Here is a 23,727-nt window from a genome sequence, read left to right as displayed (position 1 = left end):
AGGAGTCAAGAACAATGTCCATCAATATTAGAAAAGCAGCGCCCAATGATGTGCCAGTCATTTTGAGCTTTATTCAGGCCCTGGCGGATTATGAAAAACTGAGTCACGAAGTCGTAGCAACTCACGAAAAGCTGGAAGAAACCCTGTTTGGTGAGCAGCCTATCGCTCATGTAGTCATTGCCGAATACGAAGGACAACCGGCCGGATTTGCGCTTTATTTTTACAACTACTCAACATTTCTGGCTAAGCCTGGGATATATCTGGAAGACCTATTTGTTTTGCCAGAGTATCGAGGTAAAAAATTGGGTAAAGCGCTACTCATTCATTTAGCCAAAGTTGCGCTTGAACAGGATTGTGGTCGCTTTGAGTGGTCGGTGCTAGACTGGAATACTCCAGCTATCGACTTTTATCGTGCAATGGGGGCGCAAGGCATGGAGGGTTGGACCGTACAGAGAGTGACCGGCGATGCCTTAACTGCGTTGGCTAACAGTGATCTTTAGCGATTGTAGATTTTGGGCCTCATTGATGTAAAGCGCTATACATCTCTTAAAATTTGGTAACTTTTCAATAGGATCTTTCCATGGAGTGTAAATACCATCCCGAAGTTAATGCTTCCTGGTATTGTCATCGTTGCGATGTTGCGTTTTGTATGGACTGTGTTCCCGAAGACAATACCAGTGTTACACCGCGTTGTACTCTGTGCCGGGGCTATCTCGAGCCCATGGGGATCAGCGAAAACATCACTCCATTTTGGCTTAAAATCGGACACTTCTTTATTTATCCTATGGCGTTGCCGCTGCTGGTTATCGCATCGCTCAGTGCAATTTTATTAACCTATTATTCGCAGCCTGGACGATTGAGTTTAATGGCTATTCCCATTCTTATTGCCTGGATGGCCTTCGTTACTAAAGTATTTTTTGCGGTGATGGAATATACGGCCTATGGCAATCTTGATAAGCCAAATTGGAAGAAAATGATGGCGCTTGAAAATGGCTGGATGTTTTTAAAGTTAATGGCCATGTTTGTGCTTGTCGGTGCAGGTCTCTATAAATTAGCTCAACTGAGTATCATTCTAACCATAGGCGTTTCTGCTTTTTTTGTGCTGGCTTATCCTGCGATCAATATGATTCTTTGTATGGATAAAAGCATGTGGAGTGCGTTAAATCCTGCTCGAATTATTTTTGTCATGTCAGCTGTCGGTGGCAGCTATTGGATCTTATTCGCCTTGATCATCATGTTTTCACTGACGGTGTCGTTTGGTACCGAGTTTTTGGCTGGCAATATTTCGTACAAATTTTCGGTTCCGTTAATTCATTTTTTTTCATTGTATGTTTCTTTTTCCATGTATCACATGTTTGGTTATGTGATTTACCAATATCATTATGAATTGGACTTTTCCGTGCACCGTCAAACACTGCATCAAAATATTAAAGCTCACGGTAAGCACACCAGTCATTTAACGAACACTCAAACAAAAGAAGATAAAAGTAGCGGTGTAACAGAGGCTGAAATTTTTATTCAAGAAGGACGCTACGAAGAAGCTGAAAAAACTTTAATTGAAGCCCTTAAACAAGACGAAAATGATAATCAAACGTATGAGCTTTTGTATAAATTATTTGGTTTAAGCGGCAAGGTCGATAGGATGGCCATGCTATGTGACAAACACCTGGGGCTGCTGCTAAAGGCACGATCCGGAAACTTAATGCGGATGCATTATCTTAACACTTTGAAGCACAAACCGGATTTTGTACCGACCGACCCGCAAGTCGCTCACCAACTGATAAAAGTTTTAAATCGTAAAGAAGACGCTAAACCCGCTTTTGCACTATTGAATTACCTGAAAAAACAACATATTGAATACCCAGGGTTGGCCGATGCTTGCTTTGTGTTTGCCAAGTTTCTTACCGAAAAACTGAATAAGCGACAGGAAGCCGCGAAAATTATTCATTGGGGGATCAATATTGCCAGCGGTGACTTAAAAACGGCCATGCAGAATTATGTAAAGCTATTGGTTTAATGTAAGCTCTTAGTGTTTTTTATTATCTCATAGTGGTGATGATTCAGGTTGTTTTGGTGGCTCTGTTCTCATTTGGGGTTTAATATTTAAAATAATTTATCTCATAACGCGACAAAATCTAGAAAAGTGTCTATTCGTTATTACATGGCCGAAGTAAAGCCAGGAAGCAGTAATGACACATTTAATTGAAAGACGTACCGCAAGACGGTACTCGGTTAACCTACCTGCCAGATTAATCACCGCGCAGGAAACCCGCTGTAAAGCGCGAGTTATGAATATTTCCGTTTCTGGTATTCAGTTTGAAGTGGAAAATAGACATATTCCTTTACTCATGCCTGCCGTTGCGCGCGGTAATCCAATTGATACCGTTCCTTTGCTTATTCGCATCGAATTACCTCAACCATTTTTCGAAATAGAAATTAAACTGGGTATTGTTTACTTTAACCGTATTTCACATCATCTATCATCGGTAGGATGTCGGTTTGAAGCTTTTCTTGAAGACAGCGCTGAAAGACTGCAGGCTTATATAGAGAGCATTCAGTACTCCGGTGCCGAAGAGGTTGAAGTACTTTCGGTTGAGCACCAGGAGTAATCAGATTGAGTTCGCTTTAAGCTTTCTTTCGTACATACATTGCCTCATCGGCTTCATGCAGAGCCTGTTCGGGCTCCCCGCCAACCGGTAAATAAGATATTCCAACCGAAAACTGAATACGAGGATGACGCACACTGTGATGTTGCAGATGAGTTCGAGTGGTACTCACTCGTTCTTGAATGTCTTCTGGTTTAACCGATTCTGCCACAACAATAAATTCATCGCCGGCGTAGCGGATAATATGATCTTCCGGCCGAAAGTTGATTTGTAAGGCTTTAGCGAGCCAAGCGCGCACCCATGGGTGTAATTCCACGCGCTTAGTTGAACGTGCCAGCGACAGAAAGAAAAGTGCAATCAACAAGTCGGAGCAGACCTGAACGATTGTGCTCCATCGCCAGAGCAGTCACTCTTCCATTGTGAGTGTCCGCGAGTTGTTGTCCGAGAGTTGGGCTGATAGTTACTCAGAGCGAGTTTTTGTTTATCTCAAAACAGTATGGCCAACCGGTGTGCGATCTACAAGCCGTTGTCACAATTAACGCTTACACTAATTAGGAGCATCAAAGAGGAGAGGGTTTGTTTTGGTGCGCGATAAACTGTGGGATTGGCTTTTTAACTTGCAAGAAATCAAAGAGTTAGACGTTGATAATGAATGGCACGAGTATTTCATAAGCGTTTTCGTTTTTTGTTTAAGTTGCGAGGTGCAACATGAGAATATTGCGATATATTTTTCTAGAATTTTGGCGAGTCGTGCATATTGGCATTAGCCAATGGGATATTGAAGATGAAAATTTTGATGTGCATTCATCCAACCAGGAGCAAGCCGTTTAAGCTCAAATGATAACATTACTCGACGCATTAGATTCCGTATTCTCTTTCAACTTTTGAAATTCGAACGCGGAATGAACGGTACCATTGTTTGCGACCTTGTTTCTGCGCTTCGCGATGTTCGATGTTCGCCTTCCAGTTTTTAATGGACTCAATATCGGACCAATAAGAAACCGTGATACTGAGATCTTCGCGAGCGGACTCGATCCCTAAAAATCCGGGTTGTTGCTCTGCCAGTTTTTCCATACGTTTGGACATCTCGCGATAACCTTTTTCATCGGGAGTTCGAATGGAAGTGAAAATTACGGCGTAGTAGGGTGGTTTGGGTGTTTTTGCAATCTGAGTCATAGGTTAATTGAGTTGGTTCATGATGATGAGCGCAAGCATACATTGACTCTAACTCAATTGTTGTTAAGGAGCAATTATGTGATGTGTTTGCTTTAACGTTAATGGCTCAAAATGTCCTATTGTTGTCTTTCTCCTGTCCTGATTAGTAACACAGACTGGCGTATTCTGATGATTCAATGTTTAAAGTGAGTTGGAGATTTTTATGAAAAATAGCGCGCTGTTAGTCATCGATGTACAGAATTCGTTTCCGGAAACGACCTATTGGCAAAGTGAGCAATTTGAATTGTTTAAAATACCCATGCTAAAGTTAATTGATAGTTGCTTGACGCAAAATGTCCCTATTGTGCAAATATTGCACGCCGAGCGTGATAACAAAAGCAGTCCGTTTTATGAAGGTTCTGGGTTGATACAAGCGATGCCATTTTTACCCGACTGCTTTAATGTGAGTTTCACCAAACATGTTCATAATGCGTTTACCGATACTCAGCTAGCCGATTGGTTAAATCAAAATGATATTCAGCGCTTGCTGATCAGTGGTATTCGAACGGAGCAATGTTGCGAAACGACAGCACGTGTCGGGAGTGACTTAGGTTTTGAAATTGATTTTGTTCTTGATGCCACTCTAACGTTTGATATGCACGATCATCAAGGCAATATCATTTACGCACAAGAAATAAAAGATAAAACGCGATTGGTATTAGAAGGCCGTTTTGCCAATATGACCACGACTGACGAGATCCATGAAAAGTTCAAAAACTGAATTAATCGATTGTTATTTTTTAATTTTACCCGGCTTTTTACCTCTGGATTTAGCCGGGCCTTTGCAAGTATTGCTTACCGCGAACAGTGAACGAAACGTGTACCGACTTCATTACATTGCTCCATTAGCCACGCCGTCTATGCAAGGTGGCTTGGTGGTAAACAATGTCGCACCATTACCTGAAAAACTACCAAAAGCCTGTCGATTAATCATTCCTGGAGTGAGCCAGACGCGTGTATTTTTAACGTCAAAAACAGGGAAACAAACGGTTCAATGGTTAAAACAACAAAAGCGCGTGCCTAACATTTCTTTGGCTACCGTCTGTTCCGGTGCGTTGATAGCGGCAAAAGCTGGCTGGTTGGTCGATAAGATGTGTACAACACATCACGATTTAGTGGACTCTTTAAAGCAATTGGAACCTTCGGCTTCTGTTGTTGATAACCGTTTATTTGTAAAAGACGGCTGTGTTTGGACCAGCGCAGGGATCAGCTCTGGTATCGATTTGATGTTGGCTTTTTTGCAACAAGATACTGATGCTGCATTTACTGCTCGAGTTGCCCGCGAAATGGTCATTTATTTTCGGCGCAGTGGTGATGACCCTCAGCTGAGCCCTTGGTTTTCCGGTCGTAACCATTTGGATGATCGCGTACATCGGGTTCAGGATTTAATTTGTCATTCACCAGAAGTCAATTATTCGATTGAAGAGTTGGCCTCTCAAGTTCATATGAGTCCAAGAAATTTAACGCGCCAATTTCGAAGAATTACCGAACTCACGATTCAAGAGTATCGTGAGAAAATAAAAATCAGTCACGCGGAAAAATTGCTAACCGATACCCAAACGAAAGTTGAACTTGTCGCCGAAGCCAGCGGCTTTCAATCGGCTCGAAGCTTTCGCCGATCCTGGCTCCGTTATCACAAGGAATCTCCGACTCAATATCGAAAGCGTGTTTCTAACTAAATGCCATCTCAACAATGCCTTTTGCCGCTTATGCCGCGTTGCTGACGTTTTTCCTGTGCTTATTGATCGCAGGTAAACTCCGCTCTTTTCAACGTCTGTACCATGTGTCAATAACACCGTTCAATTTTTGAGAGTGCTTCTATTAACCGCTTTTTCCGATTTAAGCAACTTCGGCTTGTGACTCTCGACGGTTAAATAAAGATTCAACCAAAGAGCGCAAGTTGTTTCTGAATTGTTCTTGTTGATGAGCTGCAACGTGTTGCTCATCGGACGGTTGGTTATTAGGTTCTACATTTAGCAAGTTAAGGCCCGAAGTTATATCATCAATAAGCTTAAGCGGTTCGCTGAACTTTTCGGCGTTGTCCAGCAAGGTATTAACCTGACCCAGAAAATCACCCAAGCTTGTAATCGCATTTTGCACCGGCTGATCACTGTTCGACTGATAAGCTGCAATAGCACTTACACTGGTGATCTGTTGCAAGTGCAGATCCATCCTGGAAAGCTCATCTGAATCGAAGTTTAATTCAGTCGCTGCTTTAAACGCCTGGTCCAGATTTCCGCTGTAAAAATCCTGCGCTATGTCATCAACGTCGGAGAGTAAATTGTTTATGGCTTGCAACTCGTCTTCGTCCAGTTCGCCACTCACATTGAGAATAAAAGACCCGGACGAAGACAACTGCTGACCGGCCTGCAAAGAGCTGGCGTTGTTCGACTGATGAAAGGATACGGATTGACTGGCTTGTAAATCTCTGGCGATTTCAATGGTTACGCGGTCTCCGTCTTGCGTGGTGAGATTTAATGAAAAACTTCGGCTTTGTGAAAAGCTTCCGGCTACATCCAGTTGAGTCAGGCGACTGCTGATTTGATCGGTTTGATTAATAGTCTCTCTGAGCTCATCAATACCGCTGGTCACTCTTTGGTACGTATCGTTAATTTCGCCCTCCAGCGTTGGTGTGAGCAGTCCCAGTCCTGTAATAATGTCTTTGGCTTCATTAAAACCTTTTTCAAAGCCAGCCAAAGCTTGGTCGAGTCGGTTATTCAATTCTTTTTGCGAAACGCCGTTGGCTTTGTCTGTTGCCAGCCGTTGTTGAATAAAATCCAGAATATTCGCTGCCGCTTGTTCTGAAGTGATTTTCTCGACCGGCTGAATCGTATAGTTACTCGCTTGTACCGGAGGCTGAACTGCTTGGCTTTGGTTAGGGTTAGATAAAGGGCCTTGAGCGAGCCGTTGGTAGGCTTTTTCGAGAATGCTATTAAACACCTCAAAGCTGTCTCGCGGTTGCCTATTGGGTTGTAAACCGTTCGCTGACGGTAGTGCTTGGCTCGATGGTTTGTTCCCATTTCTGAATATGCCATTAAATGGGCCACGTTCACCAGGTTCCGAAAAAGGAAGTAGGTTTGAGAGGTGATTTAACATGGGACTCGACCTGTAAAAAAGTATCCATTTAGTTTTAAATCGGCCTGAAACATGACGACTTTAGGCTCAATGGAGAAAACACGTTCGATATCTCAAATTTTCACGCATTGGCGTAGCATAAAGACTGTATCTTTTTGATTTTATGGGGAAAGCTTGTGGTTTCAATTAATCAAGCAAAGCGTTTTCTGTTTTTATTCCCCACCTTAAAATAGACTAATATTACAGTATTTATTCGAACGTTTTTGTGCGGGAGACAATATGAACAGTTACGTTATTGGTGTGATCGCAATTGTCGTTCTTATCGCAATTGTGGCGCTTGGCTTCGCTCGGCAAAAAAAGGATGAAGATGAAAAAGAGAAGCGATGAAGGCCTGCTAGGTAGAGTTGTTTATAGCCGTAACTTACCGTTGTATGGCGTATCATGCTGTTGCTGAGCTCGACAAAACATCAAAGATTAGAATAACCGATAATATGCTCTGCTTTGAGAGTAAAGCATTTCAGATCGCGTTGAATACAAACTCGATGACTTCCCAAAGTAGAGGATAAGTCGTTGTAATGAGCTAAAGTCAGTGTGTCTGCTGGTTTATTATTAATAGAAGTAATCAAGTCGCCTACCTGTATATTTACGTGGCTCGCCGGAAGATCTGGGAAAACATATCGTACGACAAATTCACCGCTTTGAATTTTTCGAAGTTCCAGTCCCAGTAAGTTGTAGTCTGTATGAAATGGTTTTTGAGGGATTAAATAGAAAGCGCTCTTTTGATAATCGATAACGGTTTTAAACTGATTCAATAAGGCATTTCCAATGATCCACATTTCATCTTCATCGTTTCCGGGAATTAAATTGACTTTCACATTGTTAAGCTTTATGTCTCCAAGCGTCAAAGAGGGTAAGGTAACGCGTTCGTGCACCGTCATTCCACTGAGGCCAAAGTCGGCCGCGCGTACACGAGTAGAGTGAACTTTGACGTTATTGTTGTCTGTGTAGGCACTGCTGATTTTTAAATAGTGACGGCTGCCCGTGTCAATAATAAACTCCGTTTTAACGCTGTGGTTGTTATTAAAAGCAAGCTCGCCATCAATACTAATTTTGCTAAAAAAGCTATTGAGCGGATACGATTTAGCATTGGCTTCGGGAATATAGTGTTTACTTGAGAGCGCAATGCTGTTTTGGTTGTGGTCGAACTCCCAGGTAAAGTGTTTTAACATGTCGTGACCTATGACACCATCAAATACGGCTTCATCTTCTCGAAGAAAATATTGAGAAGTCGTTATGGGTATATAGGCGGCTTTCATGTTGTCAAAAGCCACACCGCCGAGATCAATGCGCTTAATATCGACTTGATAGGCTTGGCTCTTTTCTTGGTCACCCCAGCCACCCATCGATAAATGAAATCCTGGCTGTAAGTTAAGCTTTCGTACTTTTGGTGAATCCATCAGTACAAGAAAACGAGCACCAGTATCTAAAAGAAACAGCAATTCTTCGCCATTGACTTTTGCATAAATGTAAGGCTTTTCACCCAGGAACACTGATTTTAGGTGTATTCTTTTTTCATTTTCAAATATGGGTTGTGCATTGGAGTTAATTTGCATCATTCGGATAGAGTTTATGGTTTTGCAGCCATCGATGAATAACAATACAACGAGGATTGATATTAGTGTAATAATGATTTTTTTTAACATGGATGAAGGAAGGTCATGAATTTCAGTCCATATTAAACGATAGAATGTGAAACAAATGTGAAATTTTTGTCTTAAGTGAAAACGATGTTTGATTTGCAAAGTTCATTCAGGTTTTTAGGTATCCGCTCGGCTGATGATTGTATAGCTTGATTAATCGCTCTAAAATATTCAACGCACACCCGATTCGAAACAACCATTGCGGTCGACTTTGACGAGTCAGCAAGGGTTAACTTTTCTTCCAGGTTTTTAACTGTTCGCGTGCTGCTTTACCATGAGGTGATTCACCGTAATAATTTGCCAGGTAATTAAGTTCTATGGATGCGCTCCGAATTTTACTTCGCTTGGCCAGCGCAATACTCCACTCGAATAGGAGCTTAGGTAACTTTTCATGCTCGGCGTACACTTTTTTAGCTTCTTTAATTAAGGGTTCACTGGTTTGTACGAGATCGTTCCTGAGCTGTCTGTGCAACAACCCAAAAAAAGCTTCAATGTCTAACTCTTTAACGTTAACGTGCTTTGGGATGGCTTCGTTAGCCACCAATAGAACGAAACCGTCGGCGTTGATGTCTTGCAAATTGAACGCAAAGACGCGATTCACCACCTGTTTATAACTGGGCTGAGCGGGATTTACTTTATCGAGGTTGTATAGGCTTTTAAGCGCTTCGAAATGCGAAGGAACAAGTTCCAGTGTATTCTGAAGTTCATTACGAGCTTCTTCAAACTCCAGTTTGCGAATGTGATCGAGCGCCTTATTATAATGTTTAACCTCTAGGGAGATGTCGTTTTTTTGTTGTTTTTCCTTTCTTACTGCTTTTGATGGCCTAAATAAAAAGCCCAGTAAACCTCCAGCAAGCAAGCCTCCAAAGTGTGCCATGTACGCGACATTACTTTCCGTTTCGGTAACTTGAGACAAGGCTTCTTTGATCAACCAGAAAACCAGAACTAGAAATGCAGGCCACTTAAATTGATTAAAATAAAAGCCAAACCAGGCAAAAAAACGAATCTTTTGTGTTCCATAATAGGCGGCGTACGCACCCATTAAGCCAGAAATTGCGCCTGAAGCACCGACCAAAGGCATGTAGGGCTTGCCGTTTAAATGACTAAAAAGCAGCGCTCCTGTAATACCTGCTGCAAAGTAGAACAGTATAAATTTAAATGAACCGAATAGTCTTTCAACGCCTAAACCGAACAAGAACAAAAACGCCATATTGCCTAACAAGTGAAATATATCGCCGTGTAAAAACGTGTGCGTAATGATCGGCCAAGTTGAAATTGTGTCGGGTCGAACTCCATAAGCGTAGCTTATAATTTTACTTTTCTTCTCCTCCAGTTCTTTTGATAGCCATCGCCATTGTTGAGCGTTATCGGAGTTACTGTTTCCCAGTTGTTCTCGCAAGTATCGACGAAAATCCTGATCATAGATCATAAAATATATACGTGACGGACCTTCCTTATAAATCGCAGATAAATCCGCATAGTGCTTTTTTGCACTGGGTGTTTGCAAGTAATTTTGAAAAGGTTCCAGCTCAACATTAAATAAACCGGAATCTTGATAATATTGAATGGTTTCCTGTTCTTTAATACCATCGTTAAACTGAAATATAAAAAAAGACGCAATGGTAATTATTATGAGGGCAAAGGTAACGTAAGGAATGTGTTTTTTATCGAGTCCGATTTCGGTAGGAATTATCAGTAGCATGTTTATTAACCATCATATGATTGGTGCAAAGAGTCACTTACTGGCGCAAATTGAATCTCTGTGTGAGATATTTTTTGGGGCTGTGTATCGATAACCTTTATGATTTTCTGAGTAAGTTTAGCTCGTTTCACTGATTGGAAACCAGAGAATCGAAAAATATTTATAAGCTTTGAAGAATATAGATGAGTTTTTATTGAGCTTAAATACGTATATACAAGTTAATGAGTTGCTCTGGACTCCGACTTCGTAATGTGTGTTTTAGATTTTAAACTCTGCGCATATTTCACTCACATGGAACATTCCGTTTTGTAAAATATTACCCAAATTCTTAATTTTTATTGATAGGGATATTTCAATATGAGAAACTCGCGCGCTTATTTTTCGGTGAATTTAGTTTAGATAAAAAATTTACGAATTAACTTGTCTTTTTTTTAATAAGTTAAGGTCGATTATGCGGTTTTTATTTTTATTCCTCGTATTGTCTTTTGGTTTTCCATCTACTTCCTATGCGTTTGAACGATGTATACCTTTTAAACAAAGGATGGCCGAAACGTCCATTGATAATCAAAAAGGTAACAAAGGACTCGTTAAGCAAACCAATAAAGAGACGATGTCGGGCGACTCTGGAAAGAAAGGTGATATTGGTAAAAAAATTATTGAATCAGAGAATAAATTTGCGATCGATAATTGTGAGCCCATGGTTATTCCACCAACGGCACCAAGTAACTTATCCGGTAATGCTAAAGTAACATCAGGCACGATAAGTGTAACCTTTACACCGTCAAAGATGCTGACCAAAACGGGGTATTACGTATTACAAGAGTCTTTTAATAATGGCTCTTATACAAATAAAACACCGCCATCACGATCTGTTTCGAGTTTTAATTTGAGTAGCAAAAGTAATGGTAACTATAAATATCGATTAAAAGGGTGTAACGAAGACTTTAATTTTGGGCGTGCTGCGTGTTCAGCTTGGGCGTACAGTAATGATATTCAGGTGATGATAAAGCCTTCCACTCCAAATGCCCCTAAAAATATTAACGATGTGGATGGAAAGTATACGGTCAGTTGGCTTAAACCGGCTGGGCAAGTGACCTACTATAATGTACAAGAGCGCCTGTTAGGTGGGAGCTGGAAAACGATTGCTTCGTCGCACTCTGCGACATCCATCGCTCGTTCTGGTAAGTCCAATGACACGGCTTACGAATATCGAATACAAGCCTGTAACACCTACTCCTGGTCATGCTCTTCTTATAGCGGTGCCAATAGAGTAAACGTTGAGTTTAGGCCAACAATTCCATCGCCTCCAAAGTCTATAAATTCAACCGCTACAAGTTACACCGTAGAGTGGAGTAAACCCGCTGGCTCAGTGAGTTATTATATTGTTCAAGAAAGGGTAGTCGGAAAAAGTTGGATTACCATTGCCAACAGTCATAAATCCATTTCATTGGCGAGAAGTGGTCGTAGCAATAATACAAATTACGAGTATCGAGTTCGAGCGTGTAATTCTTATTCATGGGCTTGCTCTAATTATTCTGCTGTTAATAGCGTAAAAGTGCGTTTAAAACCCTCGCAACCTTCAGCGCCAACGAATAATGCGAGCTCAACAGGGAGTGTGACGATAACCTGGCCTAATGTTATTGGAGCCACCTATTATGATGTTCAAAAACGAGTCAACTCCGGAACTTGGAGCTCGGCTGCAAACGGAGTTTCTGGTACATCGAAAAGTGTTTCCGGCCTTACCGATGGTGTTTGGGAGTTTCGACTCCGAGCCTGCAATGGATACAGTTGGGCTTGTTCTAACTTTGGAAGCGTAGGTAATAAAACAACGGTAAAGGTTAAACCCGCAACGCCTTCTGCTCCAACCGCTCCGAACTCATCGACTGGTAGTTTAACCTTAACTTGGCAAAACGTAAGCCGCGCTTCTTACTACGACATTCAGAAAAGAAAGAGTGGAGGAAGCTGGGTAGCGGCCGCTAGTGGAGTTAAGGCAATAACGCGATCTCTTTCGGGCTTAACGGATGGTAGCTGGGCTTTTCGAATTCGCAGCTGTAACACCTATAGTTGGTCTTGTTCTGGCTACAGTGCAAGTTCAGCGGAATCGATAGTTAGAGTTATCCCTTCTCAGCCTGCGGCTCCTAGTGCTCCATCTAATGATGCGGATGGGAACTATAGCCTTACTTGGAGCAAGCCGCCCGGTACGGTCTCTTTTTACGATCTCCAAGAAAGAAAAAATTCTGGCAGTTGGGTAACGATCGCGAATAATACATCGGCTCTTTCTAAATCAATGACGGGTAAAAGTAACGGGAATTACAGTTATCGGGTAAGAGCTTGTAATGGATTTGATTGGGCATGTTCGAGTTACAGTACTGTTGCTAGCGTGCTCGTTAATGCCGTTCCTGTTGTGAATGCTGGTGTCGATAAAACAGTTGATGAAGGTACTCTTGTTGCTCTATCAGGTTCTGCCGTTGATCGAGATGGAACCGTTGTTCAGTATCAATGGCGTCAAGTTTCAGGTCCAAACGTTAGTTTATCGGCTAACAATAATCCAACGATTCAATTTAACAGCCCTAATGTGGCTAGTGATACATCTCTATTATTCGAGTTAAAGGCAATAGATAATAATGGTGCTGAAGGCAGTGATAGAGTTACCGTTACAATTAAAAATGTTAATTTAGCGCCCGTAGCTAATGCGGGCCCAGACTTGTCTGTAAACGAAAAGACGGCTTTAAATTTAGTTGGAAGTGGTACCGACCAAGATGGACACATCGTCTCTTATCATTGGGAGCAAGTATCAGGTACTGCCGTAACGTTAAATAATAAGACTTCTTCCACGTCTACCTTTACAGCACCTTCGATAAACGAAGATAAAACACTGATCTTTTCTTTAAAAGTGGTTGACAATAATGGAGCGGAACATTCGGACACCGTATCTGTTTTGGTGAAAAACATAAATGAAAAACCGATCGCGAATGCAGGTGGCGATCAAAGTGTTAATGAAGGAACTTTTTTAATACTGAACGGAGAGCAAAGCTATGATCCTGATGGAAGTATTTCGAGCTATTTATGGGAGCAAGTCTCCGGTGAAACGCACTATATCAATAGCAGCAGATCGTCCGTTGCAAATGTTAAATTGCCGTATATTGTAAGTGATCAAGAATTGTCATTTCGTCTTACCGTTACGGATAATGAGGGTGCAACGTCTCATGACATCGTAAAAGTAACCCATAAAAATATTGTCGGGGGCTTAGTCATCGATGCCGGTGAAGATAGAAACTCTCGTTATCATGACAATGCGTTTGTAATCCAGTTTAATGGCGAAATTATTGACAATGACAAGTCGATTGCATCGATAAGTTGGCAGGGACTGCATCACACTAACTTATACACTATGGAGTCTGCAAATTCTTTAAGTGCGAGGGCACGATTTTCAGCTTTGGATCCGAGCTTGGGAGAAATCGAAATCGACTTTAAGCTTACGGTAACGGACTCTTCTGGCAATAAGGCGGAAGATATTATAAAGGTTTCTCTAGAGCCTAACATGCCGGGAGGTTGGTGGAATTTAGGTGAGTGTGATAACAGTACTGGATTGCAAACTCAGATTTGTCGCGACTCGAATAGTTGCGAACAAAATGCGATTCGAAGAGTGAGCGCTTGTGAGAAAATCGAATTTCCTTGTAGTGGTAAGTGATATGAAAGTATTGATGTCTATCTGCTCATTGGTTGTTATGGTTGACGCTTTTGCGGATGAAGTTGTTCTAAAAGATAATACGATCATTCAAGGGCATTTTAATGGTGCGACTGCAGATAGTATTTATTTCATCAGAGATAAGAAACCTTTAGTCATTCCGGTTGAAAATGTGAAGTCGGTTTTATTTCACGATCGGAATACAAAGAAAAAAGCGGTCACTCTAAATAATCTAGAAGAAGCGTTCTATTTGGTTTTGACGTCACATCTAGGAAAGGATAGCAAACCGGGTGATCAAGTGGTTGGTCAATTGGTATCCGATGTTAGTCTCGGTGAGGAAGTGTTTTCAAAAGGAGATGTCATGAAGGGCGTTATTGTCCGCGATGAATCGAACATTTTAAGTGTTGATTGGTTAAGTATTGAAAATCGCACTATCAAGGCCGTTTTTTCGGATAGACAGATTGTGACAACAAACTTGTCGGAACCTGATTGGAATCGCTCGGAGTCAGCTTTGTATACGCCTGGAAAACGTAATGTGGATCTATCAAAGCTAGTTAAGTTAAATGGACATTCCATTCATATACCGCAAGGTATTGTATTAAAAATAGAACTTAAATAACCATTGTAAGGAAATTAAACGTGAAATTTTATCGAAGCGTAAAATTACTTCTGTTGCACGTAGCCATTTTAACTATCCCTACAATTAATGCTAATGTCGCGGTGAAGCCTCAAAATGCTGAGTCTGCAGATGAAATAGTTACCAGTATAAGAGGTGTTGCAGGTGAGGATATCGATCTCATTACGCGCATTGTCTCGTTTAGAAATGAAGACCTTATTGTAAAAGGTAATTCAAAGCAGCTACCAATCAAAGTTATTCGAGTGCACGATGTTACTCGTCAAGCACCTGCATTAAGAGTTCCTTTTGCATTAGGAAACTGGGATATCGAAGTGCCAAGGATTTCTGGTTACCGGGGTATTCTTAGGTCTGACAATACGCGATTTAATGTGAACGACCCAGTTGATGTATGGAGTGCCGGATTTTGTAACAATCCAGTGTACCGGCAAGGTCATTCAGATCCCAAAACGGACCTTTATTACTGGATTGGCCTCAACTTAGAAGTACCCGATAACGGGGCAAGAGAGCTTTTGTTCGCGAAGCAAAATGTAAACGGTCAAGAAACCGTAGTCTATCCCAATATCGTTTCTATAGACGGCACGAAAGGTCAAGTTAAGTATGTGACTACCGACAACTGGAAAGCGGAATGTCTCGACTTACCTCAAGGCAATCGAAGTGGCTTTCTAGTCACTTCGCCAGAAGGTGTTAAATACACATTCGATACTTTTTCAAGTCCTCGTTCACAATGGAATGAGTTGATTCCCGAAGGAGAGGGTAATGATGTTGCCGATGGTTATGTATGGGAACATTCAATGGGCATGAATGTGTATGTGAGTAAAGTCGAGGATGTCCATGGTAATTATCTGGAGTATCGCTATGAGTCTGATGAAAATGGTGGTCTTTACGTTTCTGAAATTGAAGCAAGTGATGGTCGATTTGTTAAATTCAATTATGATCTAGTTGATTTAACAGGACATAAGTTTTGGACGCCTATTGGGAAGGTAAAATTTTTAAGAAGTGTTGTTCATTGGTCTGATGATAGAACAACCGAACTCAGTAAAATTGAATATAATTACACCCAAATCGATTGGAACGATACCTATGCGTCTAATTGGGCACTGAGTTCTGTTTGGCGTCCTGATGGTAATTTCTGGTCATATCAGTACTCGGACCATTCGTACGTTGCAAATTACAGCGAACAACCCGCGACAGAAGGTTACGAATGTGTACGGTGGGAACTCGCATGGGACTTATGGACATGCGGCGCCACATTTTCTACGTTGCCTTCTAAGATCGACAGTGTGTATACGCCTGCAGGAGCCACTGTAAAGTTCAAATACGAAGACGGCAATTCTGCTCAGCATGCGTTTTCGAGACTTGATCAAAGAAACTGGGGCACCCATCCGATTAGAACTTGGGAAGTGACCGCTCGAGGAATCGATCAAAACAATGATAATTTTTATGACTGGACTTATTTTACGTGGTCCGCTCGCAACATGGAGGATGAAGAAGATGCGGTTGCGGAAGGTTTCCAAGAGAGTATTGGTAACCCTAATGCTGCAATGAATCGAGAGTCAATTAAAGTATGGGTTATCAGTCCTTCTAATCGAATTGATGAATATAAGTTTTTTCGGGGGCAAACGATAGCTGAAAATAAAGCAAGGTACAGTCACTTGTTCATGGGGCGACCGTGGAGGCACCGAGTTTACGATTTCGATGGAACCAATAGAACTTTGTTGAAAGAAACAAAGTACAAATGGAAGAGTATTAAGATGGTCGGTGACAATGCGCGAGAATGTTGGATACAGGAATGCGATAAGCCTGACTTATGGCAGACTGTTTTAGAAAAAGTAACGTCAAAAATGAACGGTTCGGTATTTACGAAAGAGTATTCAGATTTTGATGCTTTTGGTAGCGCACGAAACTTAACAACGACAGGGCAAGTAACAAAACGAATTACGTTTACTTACGAGAACGACTTAGACAACTGGATTCTTGGCCTGATTAAGTCTGAGACTTTGGAGGGAGTGGGTACGAAAAGTTTTGAGTATGAAAAAGGGAAAGTTAAAAAAACGAATGTGTTTGGTAAGGTGGTCGAGTATGAATATTATACCGATGGAAGTTTAAAAAAATATAAGTGGGCAAAAGATACTGCTCAACTAGATAATGAAGTGCTGTATGAAGATTATCATCGAGGCGTTGCTCAAAAGGAAACGCATCCTGAAGGCGTTGTACTTGAGAAAAAAGTAGACGACGCGGGTAATATTGAGTGGAGTAAAGACGGAAGAGGCTTTAAAACGAGTTTTAAATACGATGCGCAAAATCGAGTGACCTTTATTGATCCGCCTATTAACGCGGAAACGGAGTTCGATTGGTACGGAGATAATGTGTTTCAGAAAAAAGAAGAGCGCGGAAACTATCGAAAAGTCACCAAAGAAGATGGGTTTGGAAGGCCTATTTGGGAGGCAGTAGCGGATATCACTAATCGGGGTTCTAAAACCGTAATGGCGATGGAATATGATCGTTTAGGTAGAGTGTCATTTTCTTCTAAGCCATCATTTATTGATTGGGATATGACTTCATTTTGCTCTGCTACTTCAACGGGAATTCATAAGAAATATGATGCGTTGGGGCGAGTTGTTGAGACGACTCACAGTGAAACCGGAGATAAAGTGATTCGATGTTATGGCACAAAATGTAATGAAGGTCGTGAAGGCTTGCCTGAAGTAAAGCATGGGTATTTGGTTGTTGATGGCGATGGCTACGAAACTATTTACAATTATAATGCTTCGGGAAGTCCTGACTCTGGCGAACTAAGTGAGATTGTTCATCAAGTTTCAAAGAGTCCTGTTAAGTATATTTCAACAACTTTAGATCGGGATTTATTAGGAAATATCCGAAAGATTAATCAAGGTGATTATGTTCGCGAGTTTGTATATAACTCTAAAAAGTGGTTATGGAAAATTATTGAACCCGAACGCGCTACGGAAGAGCTGATATACGATTATGCCGGAAATGTAAAAGAAAGAAAGGTTGGTAATGTTTCTACTTACTATACTTACGATGACCTAAATCGATTGAAAGTAATTTCATTTGATGATGATACCCCCGTTATCTCTTATCAATATGATAAGAATAACAATGTTGTTAATGCTGATAGTGGTGACGTAAAAATTACTTATACCTACGATGAAATTAATCAACTTACAACAGAGGAGTTGGTTGTCGAAGGGAACAAATTTACGACAGTGATGGATTATGACTATTATGGAAACTTATCAACGGTTACTTACCCGAGCGGTAACTATGTTCGATATGAGCCGAATGCGTTTGACCAGCCAAGCTTTATGAATTACGACTACAACAAATATATTGCTGAAAACATCTATTTTGATGCTTTCGGAAAGGTTAAACAATTTAAATACGGAAATGGACTGACTTATAAGCTCGATAGAAACAGTAAAGGTATGCCAGAACTACTGACGCTAAAGGACAAAGACGAAGCCTCGGTTTTGGAATACGTCTACAATTACGACAAACGTGGTAATTTTATCGGGATTGAAGATAAAGTTTTAACCGGATATTCAAAAGCGATGACATACGACGGGATGTCTCGGCTTACTAGTGCTACGGGAAGCTGGGGAAGCCTTTCATTTGACTATGATAATGTTGGAAATATTAAATCGAAAGTCATTGGAAACAATACAATAACCTATAATTACGATACTTCAAATCGTCTGGAAAGTTTGTCGAGTGGAAAGTCTTTTGATTATGACGGTTTTGGTAATATTACTAGCGATTCGGTGTTTAATTTTGATTATGACTCAATGCAAAACCTTAAAGCCGTGAGTAATGCATCGCATAGTCATGAATATTTATATGATGCGAACCGTAACAAAACCATAGAAATTAAAAATGGTAAGAAACGTTATTTAATTCATAATAAATTGGGGCAGTTGATCTATTCAACAGGCACATCGATAAGAGATGAAAGTAATGAATACGCTTATCTCGACAGTTATTTAATTGCGCGATTCGACTGCAATGTCAACGATAAAGACTGGGACAAAGACGGCATCCCTGGCTGTATAGAAAAGCGGTACGGTGCAAGCGATGAGTTAGCAAGTGATGCTGCGCAAGACTTTGACTTTGATGGTGTTTCAAATTTAGATGAATATAATAACAACACGGATCCTAGCGTATTACTCGATTCAGATAGTGATGGAATGAGTGATCATTGGGAAATGCTGTATGGTTTGAATGAGAATGTAAACGACGCTAACATGGATTTAGATGGTGACGGAATATCGAATCTTGATGAATATTTAAATGGGCTAGATCCAACAGTTGCTGCTCCACCGCATGTGTACAACTTTGACTACTCTGTCAGCTTTGCTGAAGACTCGAGCGGTTCTCCGCATCACTTAAACATGTTGGTAGATAACAACGGAACACTCCATATATCCGGAAATAATTATCGAAATACGGGAGATACCTTTAACTATAAGCTTTTTGCTTTTGATGAAAATGGGACGTTAAGCTGGAAGTCGAACGTTAACCCATCTCGTTCTTATGATTTAATTAACGACTTTGTATTTTTCAATGGGAAAATTGTTGCAACATTATGGTATCAGAATCTGGTTGAAATCAGTTTAGATAATGGAACCGTGCTCTCAGAATTACCAATAAGTGGTAGCTTTGTTGAAACGCATGAAAACAACCTTTACCTAGCCTCCAATACACAATTGAGTAAAGTCAACAGTTCGTACGATTCACTATGGTCTGTTAGCTTGACAGATACAGTGAAGGGATTAGAAGTCGATCCAAACGGTAATGTTTTTGTCATTTATGATTATGAGTATGATGCGTCATCCAACAGTAATACCACGCGATTTGAAAAATACGCAGATAATGGTGCTCTTTTGTGGAGTAAAACTTTAAATGGCATTTATCGGAATATTGCTGTGAATAGTTTAGGTGATATTTATGTCGTTGGTGGTGTTTACAGTACCGTTGTTAAGATTCATCGATTCTCAGGGAATGGAGACATTATTTCCGAAGAGCAAATTAATGGTGCAAACTTAAATATCAGTGACATCATTGTTAAAGGCGTTGATCGTTTAGTGGTTACTGGTTCATTTGGCAACAGTGTTGATTTGGATGTTGACTCACCGGATGGGTACTTTTCGGGAGGTTCTTCGACCAACTCATTCGTTCGATTGTCACAAGGCGGAGAGTATACGAGTGGTTTTATAACCAAGGGCTTGCGAACCAATCGCTTAACCTTTTCTAGCCTAGGTGATTTATTTATTTCTGGGTATGGAACAGGCACTGTTGAGTTCGATGGCGAAAGCCAGTCAATGGGCAACAAAGCATTTATCTTAAAGTTAAAGTCAGCAATACAATAAGGGATATGGGTGATGAATAATTTGAAAAAACTATTTGGCTACTTGTTATCGCTTGTTTTGTTGAGCTTTCATTTATCGTTGAGCGCAGAACAAATCACTTTTTATCATTATGACTTGCTAGGCTCTCCGGTTGCCGCAAGTGATGAGGCAGGAAATATTAAGTGGCGGCAGGACTATAAGCCCTATGGAGAAAAAACCAATAAATCACAAGACGTTAGTAAAAACGAAATGTGGTATACCGGAAAATTGCATGATGATGTTACTGGTTTAACCTATATGGGTAAACGGTATTATAATCCAGAGATCGGTCGCTTTATGGCTATCGATCCTATTCTACCGAATCAAGCTGCTCCCCATACATTTAATCGTTATGCTTACGCAAACAATAATCCGTATAAATATACTGATCCAACAGGTGAGTTGGCATTTTTGATTCCTGTTGTAATCTTTGCGATCAAAGCGTATGACGTATATGACACCGCAAGCACTTTGGCGGATCCGAATGCAACGAATGCGGAGAAAGCTGTCGCATTAGGAAGTAACGTTATTCCTGGCAAAGCAATCATTAAAAAGCTGGATAAAATCACTGGAGGCTACGGAGAAGAGGCGATAAATAAAGCGGCAAATAAGCTGGCTAAAACGTGCTGTTTTGTAGCTGGAACGAAAGTGTTGTCCGAGAAAGGATACGTTAATATAGAAGAGTTGAAAGTTGGAGACAAAGTATGGTCCAAGAGTGATGAAAGTGGTGAAGAAGCGTGGAAGCCAATCATTAATACTTGGGTTAAGCAAGATCGTCTGATATGGAAACTGATACTTGCGAATGAAGAAACTAAAACCACGCTTGAAACTACGGATGATCATCCGTTTTGGGTAGTCGGTCAGGGTTGGACACAAACCCAAGATTTGAAGGTTGGCGATGTTGTTGAAAGAAAAGGTGGTTTGCTCGCCGAGGTGAGCTTCGTTGAGCAGCTTAATTCCAAACAGGTGACTTATAATTTAAACGTTGCCGATTTTCACTCTTATTTTGTTACGCAAGACAATATTTGGACACACAACAGCAATTGTGACCCCGCATCTAAAGGTAAAAACGTAACAAAAGTTGCGGATAAAAGCGTTTCGAAAGGGTTAGCTGCCTATCAAAAGCATAAGTCTGAAGTGGATAATCTAGTCGCAGAACTTAATTACACAAAGCGAAAGAACGCTAAACTGGAAGTTGATGGCGGCGTAATTGGAGCGATTGAGTATACTAAAAAGACCGGAAATAAAGTGAAAGGCTCCGATCACCTTCAGAAAGGTCGAGATATTAGAAATAAAATGAATAAGATCAAGAAGCGTGTTGAAAATGCTCGTAGTATGTCTGAAGAACATAAAGCTGAATTGCTTAATACGTTAAACCATTATATCAAACGTTTAAACTCTGCATTGCAAGGTACTAAGTAAGTGACGTCTCTCTCTGAATTAGAAACGAGAATCAATGAAGATGGACCTTTTGAGTGGGTCGAACCCGACTCCGTAAGAGGTATTGATTGTGACTTAGTGTTAAGAACGAATCAGATTAAATGGTTTAACATTAACGAGGATCAAGAGTCTGCAGATGAATTGATTGCTGATTATATGAGTGAGTGCTTGAAGGAAAAAGAGTGGCTAATCAAAAATCGCTTAAATGTCCCTGAGAGCATAGACGTTGACGGAACCCAATTCTTTGAAGGGGTGTGTTTTCTGATCGGTCGGCTCGGTTCCAGTTATTCCGCGAGTACTTTAATAATTTATGATAATTTATTGTCAGAAAACAATGCTTCTGAAATTTTTGATTTGTTGGAGGTTGAATACAATAAACACAATCATTTTATTAAAGATATATACCGTAACTTTATTTTGGATTTGGTAGAACGGAACGAGACTTTATTAATGAAAAGTGGCGTATTAAAATTAAGCCATAAACTGTTTATTTCTATGGTAGATAAGAGCGGTTTCGTTACAATCGATAATGACGATTTACGATACTTTACTTCTGGAGAATCGCGCTTGAGTTCTTAAAGGAGTAATGTTTTGAAATTTGACTGTGAAGTTCACTGAACTGTATAAAAAAGGGCGTTGTTAGCGCCCTTTTTTTGTTAGCCGTTTATTGTACCATTCACAATGGGCTCGAAAGCGGTGAGGCTGTCCAGCATCGTGTTATTCCCCAGACCATGGGTTGGGAATAAGCTGGCAAATTGACCTTGCTCACCGTGCAATGCCATGTAATTAAGAATGACGGTTTCAACCAGAAGATTCACGTTGTTTGCGGCTGGGGTAGCCGACGTTTCAACAGAAGCATCTGGACGCATATAACCCAATTGCTGATGACGGGCTTGAGCGTCAGCGTTCGCACCGATTAACCGTGGAGCACTTCCTGGGTTATAAACCAAGAAGAAGGAGGCTGCGGTTGAGGAATTGTCTCCCGTCCACTGACCTTTACCGCGACCATCTTCGGAGTTGTCGATCATGCCATTGCTGGCAACGGATCCATCACTGAAAATATACATCATGAGCGGTTTACCAACACGGGCTGCGTATTCAAGACAAGCGCCCATACATCGACCGGCACGTAGGTCTCGTATTTCACCGGTACGACGATCACCTGTATGGTAATCGTATCCACCCATTGTTATTGTGCCTGCACCCGCAAAGCCATTAATGACCATTTTCATGACCGAAGCGGTTTTGCGAAACTCTCCATCAGAGTCAAACTCTTGCTGAGTAAAAATACCATTTGGTCCAACAATATCGGAATCCAGTGATGGATCCAGTGTTGCTGGATTACCAAATCGGTCAGCTAGATCGGCACTTTTAACGTAAGAACAAGTTACAGAGTCTTCGATGTCTTGCTGGCGAGCTACCTGTGTATCCACTTGCGCCATTTTCCTACGCGATATACGTTGAATGGTTTCCATAACCCGTACCGCATCGTCTTGGCCAAGAACATTCAGCAAATCACCAACGTCAACCAGTCCAGTCACATCCGATGGGCGGTCGACTTTTGTTGGGAGAGCAGCGGGAAGAATCATGGAAGCAGGTGCCATTGAGTTCCCTCCCGACTCTGAGCTTCGAGAACCAATCAAATCGAGAAGGGAGCCTCCTGCACCCGCTTTAAATATTCCATACATAGGGTTATGTGGATTGTTGCCGGTATCGTTGTCTGAACGTGCAGGTATGATCGCGCCGTTGATATTGGCTCGGTTACCAATCGATACTTTCTCAAGAATGCCTCGTAAAAATGCACTGTCGCTGTGAAAAGCTAAGCCGAGTTCAGTGTTAATAAATTCTCGATTTTGTGTATCGGGATTCACAAGGTTGGGAACCATGTCACCGGGTAAGCCAAGCTTGCTGTAACCTTCGGTTGTGAGAAAGTCCATTTGGCCACCTGGACCCCCAACGAGTACGTTTGAGCCCGAAATATTAACGCCGCCAGCTAAATCAAAACAGATAAATGGGATTTTATCGTTACCTTCGGCTTTTAGGTTGCATAAGCCATCCCGAAGATCCGCGGTTTCACCGATGAGATCAGCGTAAAGTGGATTAGAAAGTACACTTAAAACTGACGCACCCACTAAAGTCCCCGTTCCGGCAAGGAGCCCTTGCGCCAGCATGTCACGACGGGTAACAGGACGTTTATGAGCCGCATGCAATAAAGGTGCATCCGGGTGAAGTGTTTGTTTAATACGTTTCATGATCGTT

17 protein-coding genes are annotated in these 23,727 nt (G+C 41.2%); 11 read left to right on the top strand and 6 right to left on the bottom strand.

All coding sequences use genetic code 11. The annotated features are described in order from the left end of the window. Positions 1–14 precede the first annotated feature (14 nt). From ACTUJY_RS13845 to ACTUJY_RS13835, 3 genes are all read left to right on the top strand, one after another. Positions 15–500, top strand: a complete 486-nt coding sequence (locus ACTUJY_RS13845) for a GNAT family N-acetyltransferase (RefSeq protein ID WP_463616695.1) — start codon at positions 15–17, stop codon at positions 498–500. 80 nt (positions 501–580) lie between these two features. Next, on the top strand, positions 581–2,017 hold the full coding sequence (locus ACTUJY_RS13840) for a hypothetical protein (protein WP_463616694.1): 1,437 nt from the start codon (positions 581–583) through the stop codon (positions 2,015–2,017). Positions 2,018–2,189: 172 nt separating this feature from the next. After that, positions 2,190–2,609, top strand: coding sequence for a PilZ domain-containing protein (locus ACTUJY_RS13835; protein WP_463616693.1), 420 nt, complete (start codon positions 2,190–2,192; stop codon positions 2,607–2,609). 16 nt (positions 2,610–2,625) lie between these two features. On the opposite strand, the gene ACTUJY_RS13830 is transcribed toward ACTUJY_RS13835, so the two are convergent. Then, complete coding sequence (locus tag ACTUJY_RS13830) at positions 2,626–2,970, bottom strand: diguanylate cyclase domain-containing protein (protein WP_463616692.1); 345 nt, start codon at positions 2,968–2,970, stop codon at positions 2,626–2,628. A gap of 344 nt (positions 2,971–3,314) precedes the next feature. On the opposite strand from ACTUJY_RS13830, the gene ACTUJY_RS13825 reads away from it, so the two are divergent. After that, complete coding sequence (locus ACTUJY_RS13825; RefSeq protein WP_463616691.1) at positions 3,315–3,437, top strand: hypothetical protein; 123 nt, start codon at positions 3,315–3,317, stop codon at positions 3,435–3,437. A gap of 27 nt (positions 3,438–3,464) precedes the next feature. On the opposite strand, the gene ACTUJY_RS13820 is transcribed toward ACTUJY_RS13825, so the two are convergent. Next, positions 3,465–3,782 (bottom strand): antibiotic biosynthesis monooxygenase family protein, encoded by a 318-nt coding sequence (locus tag ACTUJY_RS13820; protein ID WP_463616690.1) that lies wholly within the window; start codon positions 3,780–3,782, stop codon positions 3,465–3,467. A gap of 202 nt (positions 3,783–3,984) precedes the next feature. On the opposite strand from ACTUJY_RS13820, the gene ACTUJY_RS13815 reads away from it, so the two are divergent. Both ACTUJY_RS13815 and ACTUJY_RS13810 read left to right on the top strand, forming a co-directional pair. Further along, on the top strand, positions 3,985–4,542 hold the full coding sequence (locus ACTUJY_RS13815) for an isochorismatase family protein (RefSeq protein ID WP_463616689.1): 558 nt from the start codon (positions 3,985–3,987) through the stop codon (positions 4,540–4,542). Then, complete coding sequence (locus ACTUJY_RS13810) at positions 4,523–5,500, top strand: GlxA family transcriptional regulator (protein WP_463616688.1); 978 nt, start codon at positions 4,523–4,525, stop codon at positions 5,498–5,500. The genes ACTUJY_RS13815 and ACTUJY_RS13810 overlap by 20 nt, the downstream gene beginning before the upstream one ends. 160 nt (positions 5,501–5,660) lie before the next feature. On the opposite strand, the gene ACTUJY_RS13805 is transcribed toward ACTUJY_RS13810, so the two are convergent. The 3 genes from ACTUJY_RS13805 to ACTUJY_RS13795 form a co-directional block, all read right to left on the bottom strand. After that, positions 5,661–6,917 (bottom strand): DUF5610 domain-containing protein, encoded by a 1,257-nt coding sequence (locus ACTUJY_RS13805; RefSeq protein ID WP_463616687.1) that lies wholly within the window; start codon positions 6,915–6,917, stop codon positions 5,661–5,663. A 446-nt stretch (positions 6,918–7,363) separates the two neighbouring features. Further along, positions 7,364–8,512 (bottom strand): aspartyl protease family protein, encoded by a 1,149-nt coding sequence (locus ACTUJY_RS13800; RefSeq protein ID WP_463616686.1) that lies wholly within the window; start codon positions 8,510–8,512, stop codon positions 7,364–7,366. A gap of 313 nt (positions 8,513–8,825) precedes the next feature. Next, positions 8,826–10,298 (bottom strand): rhomboid family intramembrane serine protease, encoded by a 1,473-nt coding sequence (locus tag ACTUJY_RS13795; RefSeq protein ID WP_463616685.1) that lies wholly within the window; start codon positions 10,296–10,298, stop codon positions 8,826–8,828. Positions 10,299–10,749: 451 nt separating this feature from the next. On the opposite strand from ACTUJY_RS13795, the gene ACTUJY_RS13790 reads away from it, so the two are divergent. Genes ACTUJY_RS13790 through ACTUJY_RS13770 form a run of 5 tightly spaced genes read left to right on the top strand, consistent with a single transcriptional unit; the run spans position 10,750 to position 22,047 of the window. Further along, positions 10,750–13,989: a PKD domain-containing protein gene (locus ACTUJY_RS13790; RefSeq protein WP_463616684.1), complete on the top strand. Its 3,240-nt coding sequence runs from the start codon at positions 10,750–10,752 to the stop codon at positions 13,987–13,989. 1 nt (position 13,990) lies between these two features. After that, positions 13,991–14,605, top strand: coding sequence for a hypothetical protein (locus ACTUJY_RS13785; RefSeq protein ID WP_463616683.1), 615 nt, complete (start codon positions 13,991–13,993; stop codon positions 14,603–14,605). A 20-nt stretch (positions 14,606–14,625) separates the two neighbouring features. Beyond that, positions 14,626–20,010, top strand: a complete 5,385-nt coding sequence (locus tag ACTUJY_RS13780; protein WP_463616682.1) for an RHS repeat domain-containing protein — start codon at positions 14,626–14,628, stop codon at positions 20,008–20,010. Between the two features lie 12 nt (positions 20,011–20,022). Further along, positions 20,023–21,450: an RHS repeat-associated core domain-containing protein gene (locus ACTUJY_RS13775; protein ID WP_463616681.1), complete on the top strand. Its 1,428-nt coding sequence runs from the start codon at positions 20,023–20,025 to the stop codon at positions 21,448–21,450. Next, the gene (locus tag ACTUJY_RS13770; protein ID WP_463616680.1) at positions 21,451–22,047 is read left to right on the top strand and encodes a hypothetical protein; all 597 of its coding nucleotides are present in this window, start codon (positions 21,451–21,453) and stop codon (positions 22,045–22,047) included. It abuts the gene before it with no gap. A gap of 77 nt (positions 22,048–22,124) precedes the next feature. Here the strand turns inward: ACTUJY_RS13770 and ACTUJY_RS13765 are convergent, their stop codons facing one another. Further along, on the bottom strand, positions 22,125–23,720 hold the full coding sequence (locus ACTUJY_RS13765; RefSeq protein ID WP_463616679.1) for a hypothetical protein: 1,596 nt from the start codon (positions 23,718–23,720) through the stop codon (positions 22,125–22,127). Between the last annotated feature and the right edge of the window lie 7 nt (positions 23,721–23,727).

The organism is Pleionea sp. WD8-19 (genome assembly GCF_055326765.1).
This window is presented reverse-complemented; position numbering and strand designations above follow the sequence as displayed.

What these genes read in the sequence shown, in the direction of transcription:
- ACTUJY_RS13820 (WP_463616690.1), bottom strand. Translation starts at nt 3,782, where the DNA reads ATGACTCAGATTGCAAAAACACCCAAACCACCCTACTACGCCGTAATT.
- ACTUJY_RS13825 (WP_463616691.1), top strand. Translation starts at nt 3,315, where the DNA reads ATGAGAATATTGCGATATATTTTTCTAGAATTTTGGCGAGTCGTGCAT.
- ACTUJY_RS13790 (WP_463616684.1), top strand. Translation starts at nt 10,750, where the DNA reads ATGCGGTTTTTATTTTTATTCCTCGTATTGTCTTTTGGTTTTCCATCT.
- ACTUJY_RS13785 (WP_463616683.1), top strand. Translation starts at nt 13,991, where the DNA reads ATGAAAGTATTGATGTCTATCTGCTCATTGGTTGTTATGGTTGACGCT.
- ACTUJY_RS13845 (WP_463616695.1), top strand. Translation starts at nt 15, where the DNA reads ATGTCCATCAATATTAGAAAAGCAGCGCCCAATGATGTGCCAGTCATT.
- ACTUJY_RS13810 (WP_463616688.1), top strand. Translation starts at nt 4,523, where the DNA reads ATGAAAAGTTCAAAAACTGAATTAATCGATTGTTATTTTTTAATTTTA.
- ACTUJY_RS13840 (WP_463616694.1), top strand. Translation starts at nt 581, where the DNA reads ATGGAGTGTAAATACCATCCCGAAGTTAATGCTTCCTGGTATTGTCAT.
- ACTUJY_RS13800 (WP_463616686.1), bottom strand. Translation starts at nt 8,512, where the DNA reads ATGATGCAAATTAACTCCAATGCACAACCCATATTTGAAAATGAAAAA.
- ACTUJY_RS13805 (WP_463616687.1), bottom strand. Translation starts at nt 6,917, where the DNA reads ATGTTAAATCACCTCTCAAACCTACTTCCTTTTTCGGAACCTGGTGAA.
- ACTUJY_RS13815 (WP_463616689.1), top strand. Translation starts at nt 3,985, where the DNA reads ATGAAAAATAGCGCGCTGTTAGTCATCGATGTACAGAATTCGTTTCCG.
- ACTUJY_RS13835 (WP_463616693.1), top strand. Translation starts at nt 2,190, where the DNA reads ATGACACATTTAATTGAAAGACGTACCGCAAGACGGTACTCGGTTAAC.
- ACTUJY_RS13765 (WP_463616679.1), bottom strand. Translation starts at nt 23,720, where the DNA reads ATGAAACGTATTAAACAAACACTTCACCCGGATGCACCTTTATTGCAT.
- ACTUJY_RS13795 (WP_463616685.1), bottom strand. Translation starts at nt 10,298, where the DNA reads ATGCTACTGATAATTCCTACCGAAATCGGACTCGATAAAAAACACATT.
- ACTUJY_RS13775 (WP_463616681.1), top strand. Translation starts at nt 20,023, where the DNA reads ATGAATAATTTGAAAAAACTATTTGGCTACTTGTTATCGCTTGTTTTG.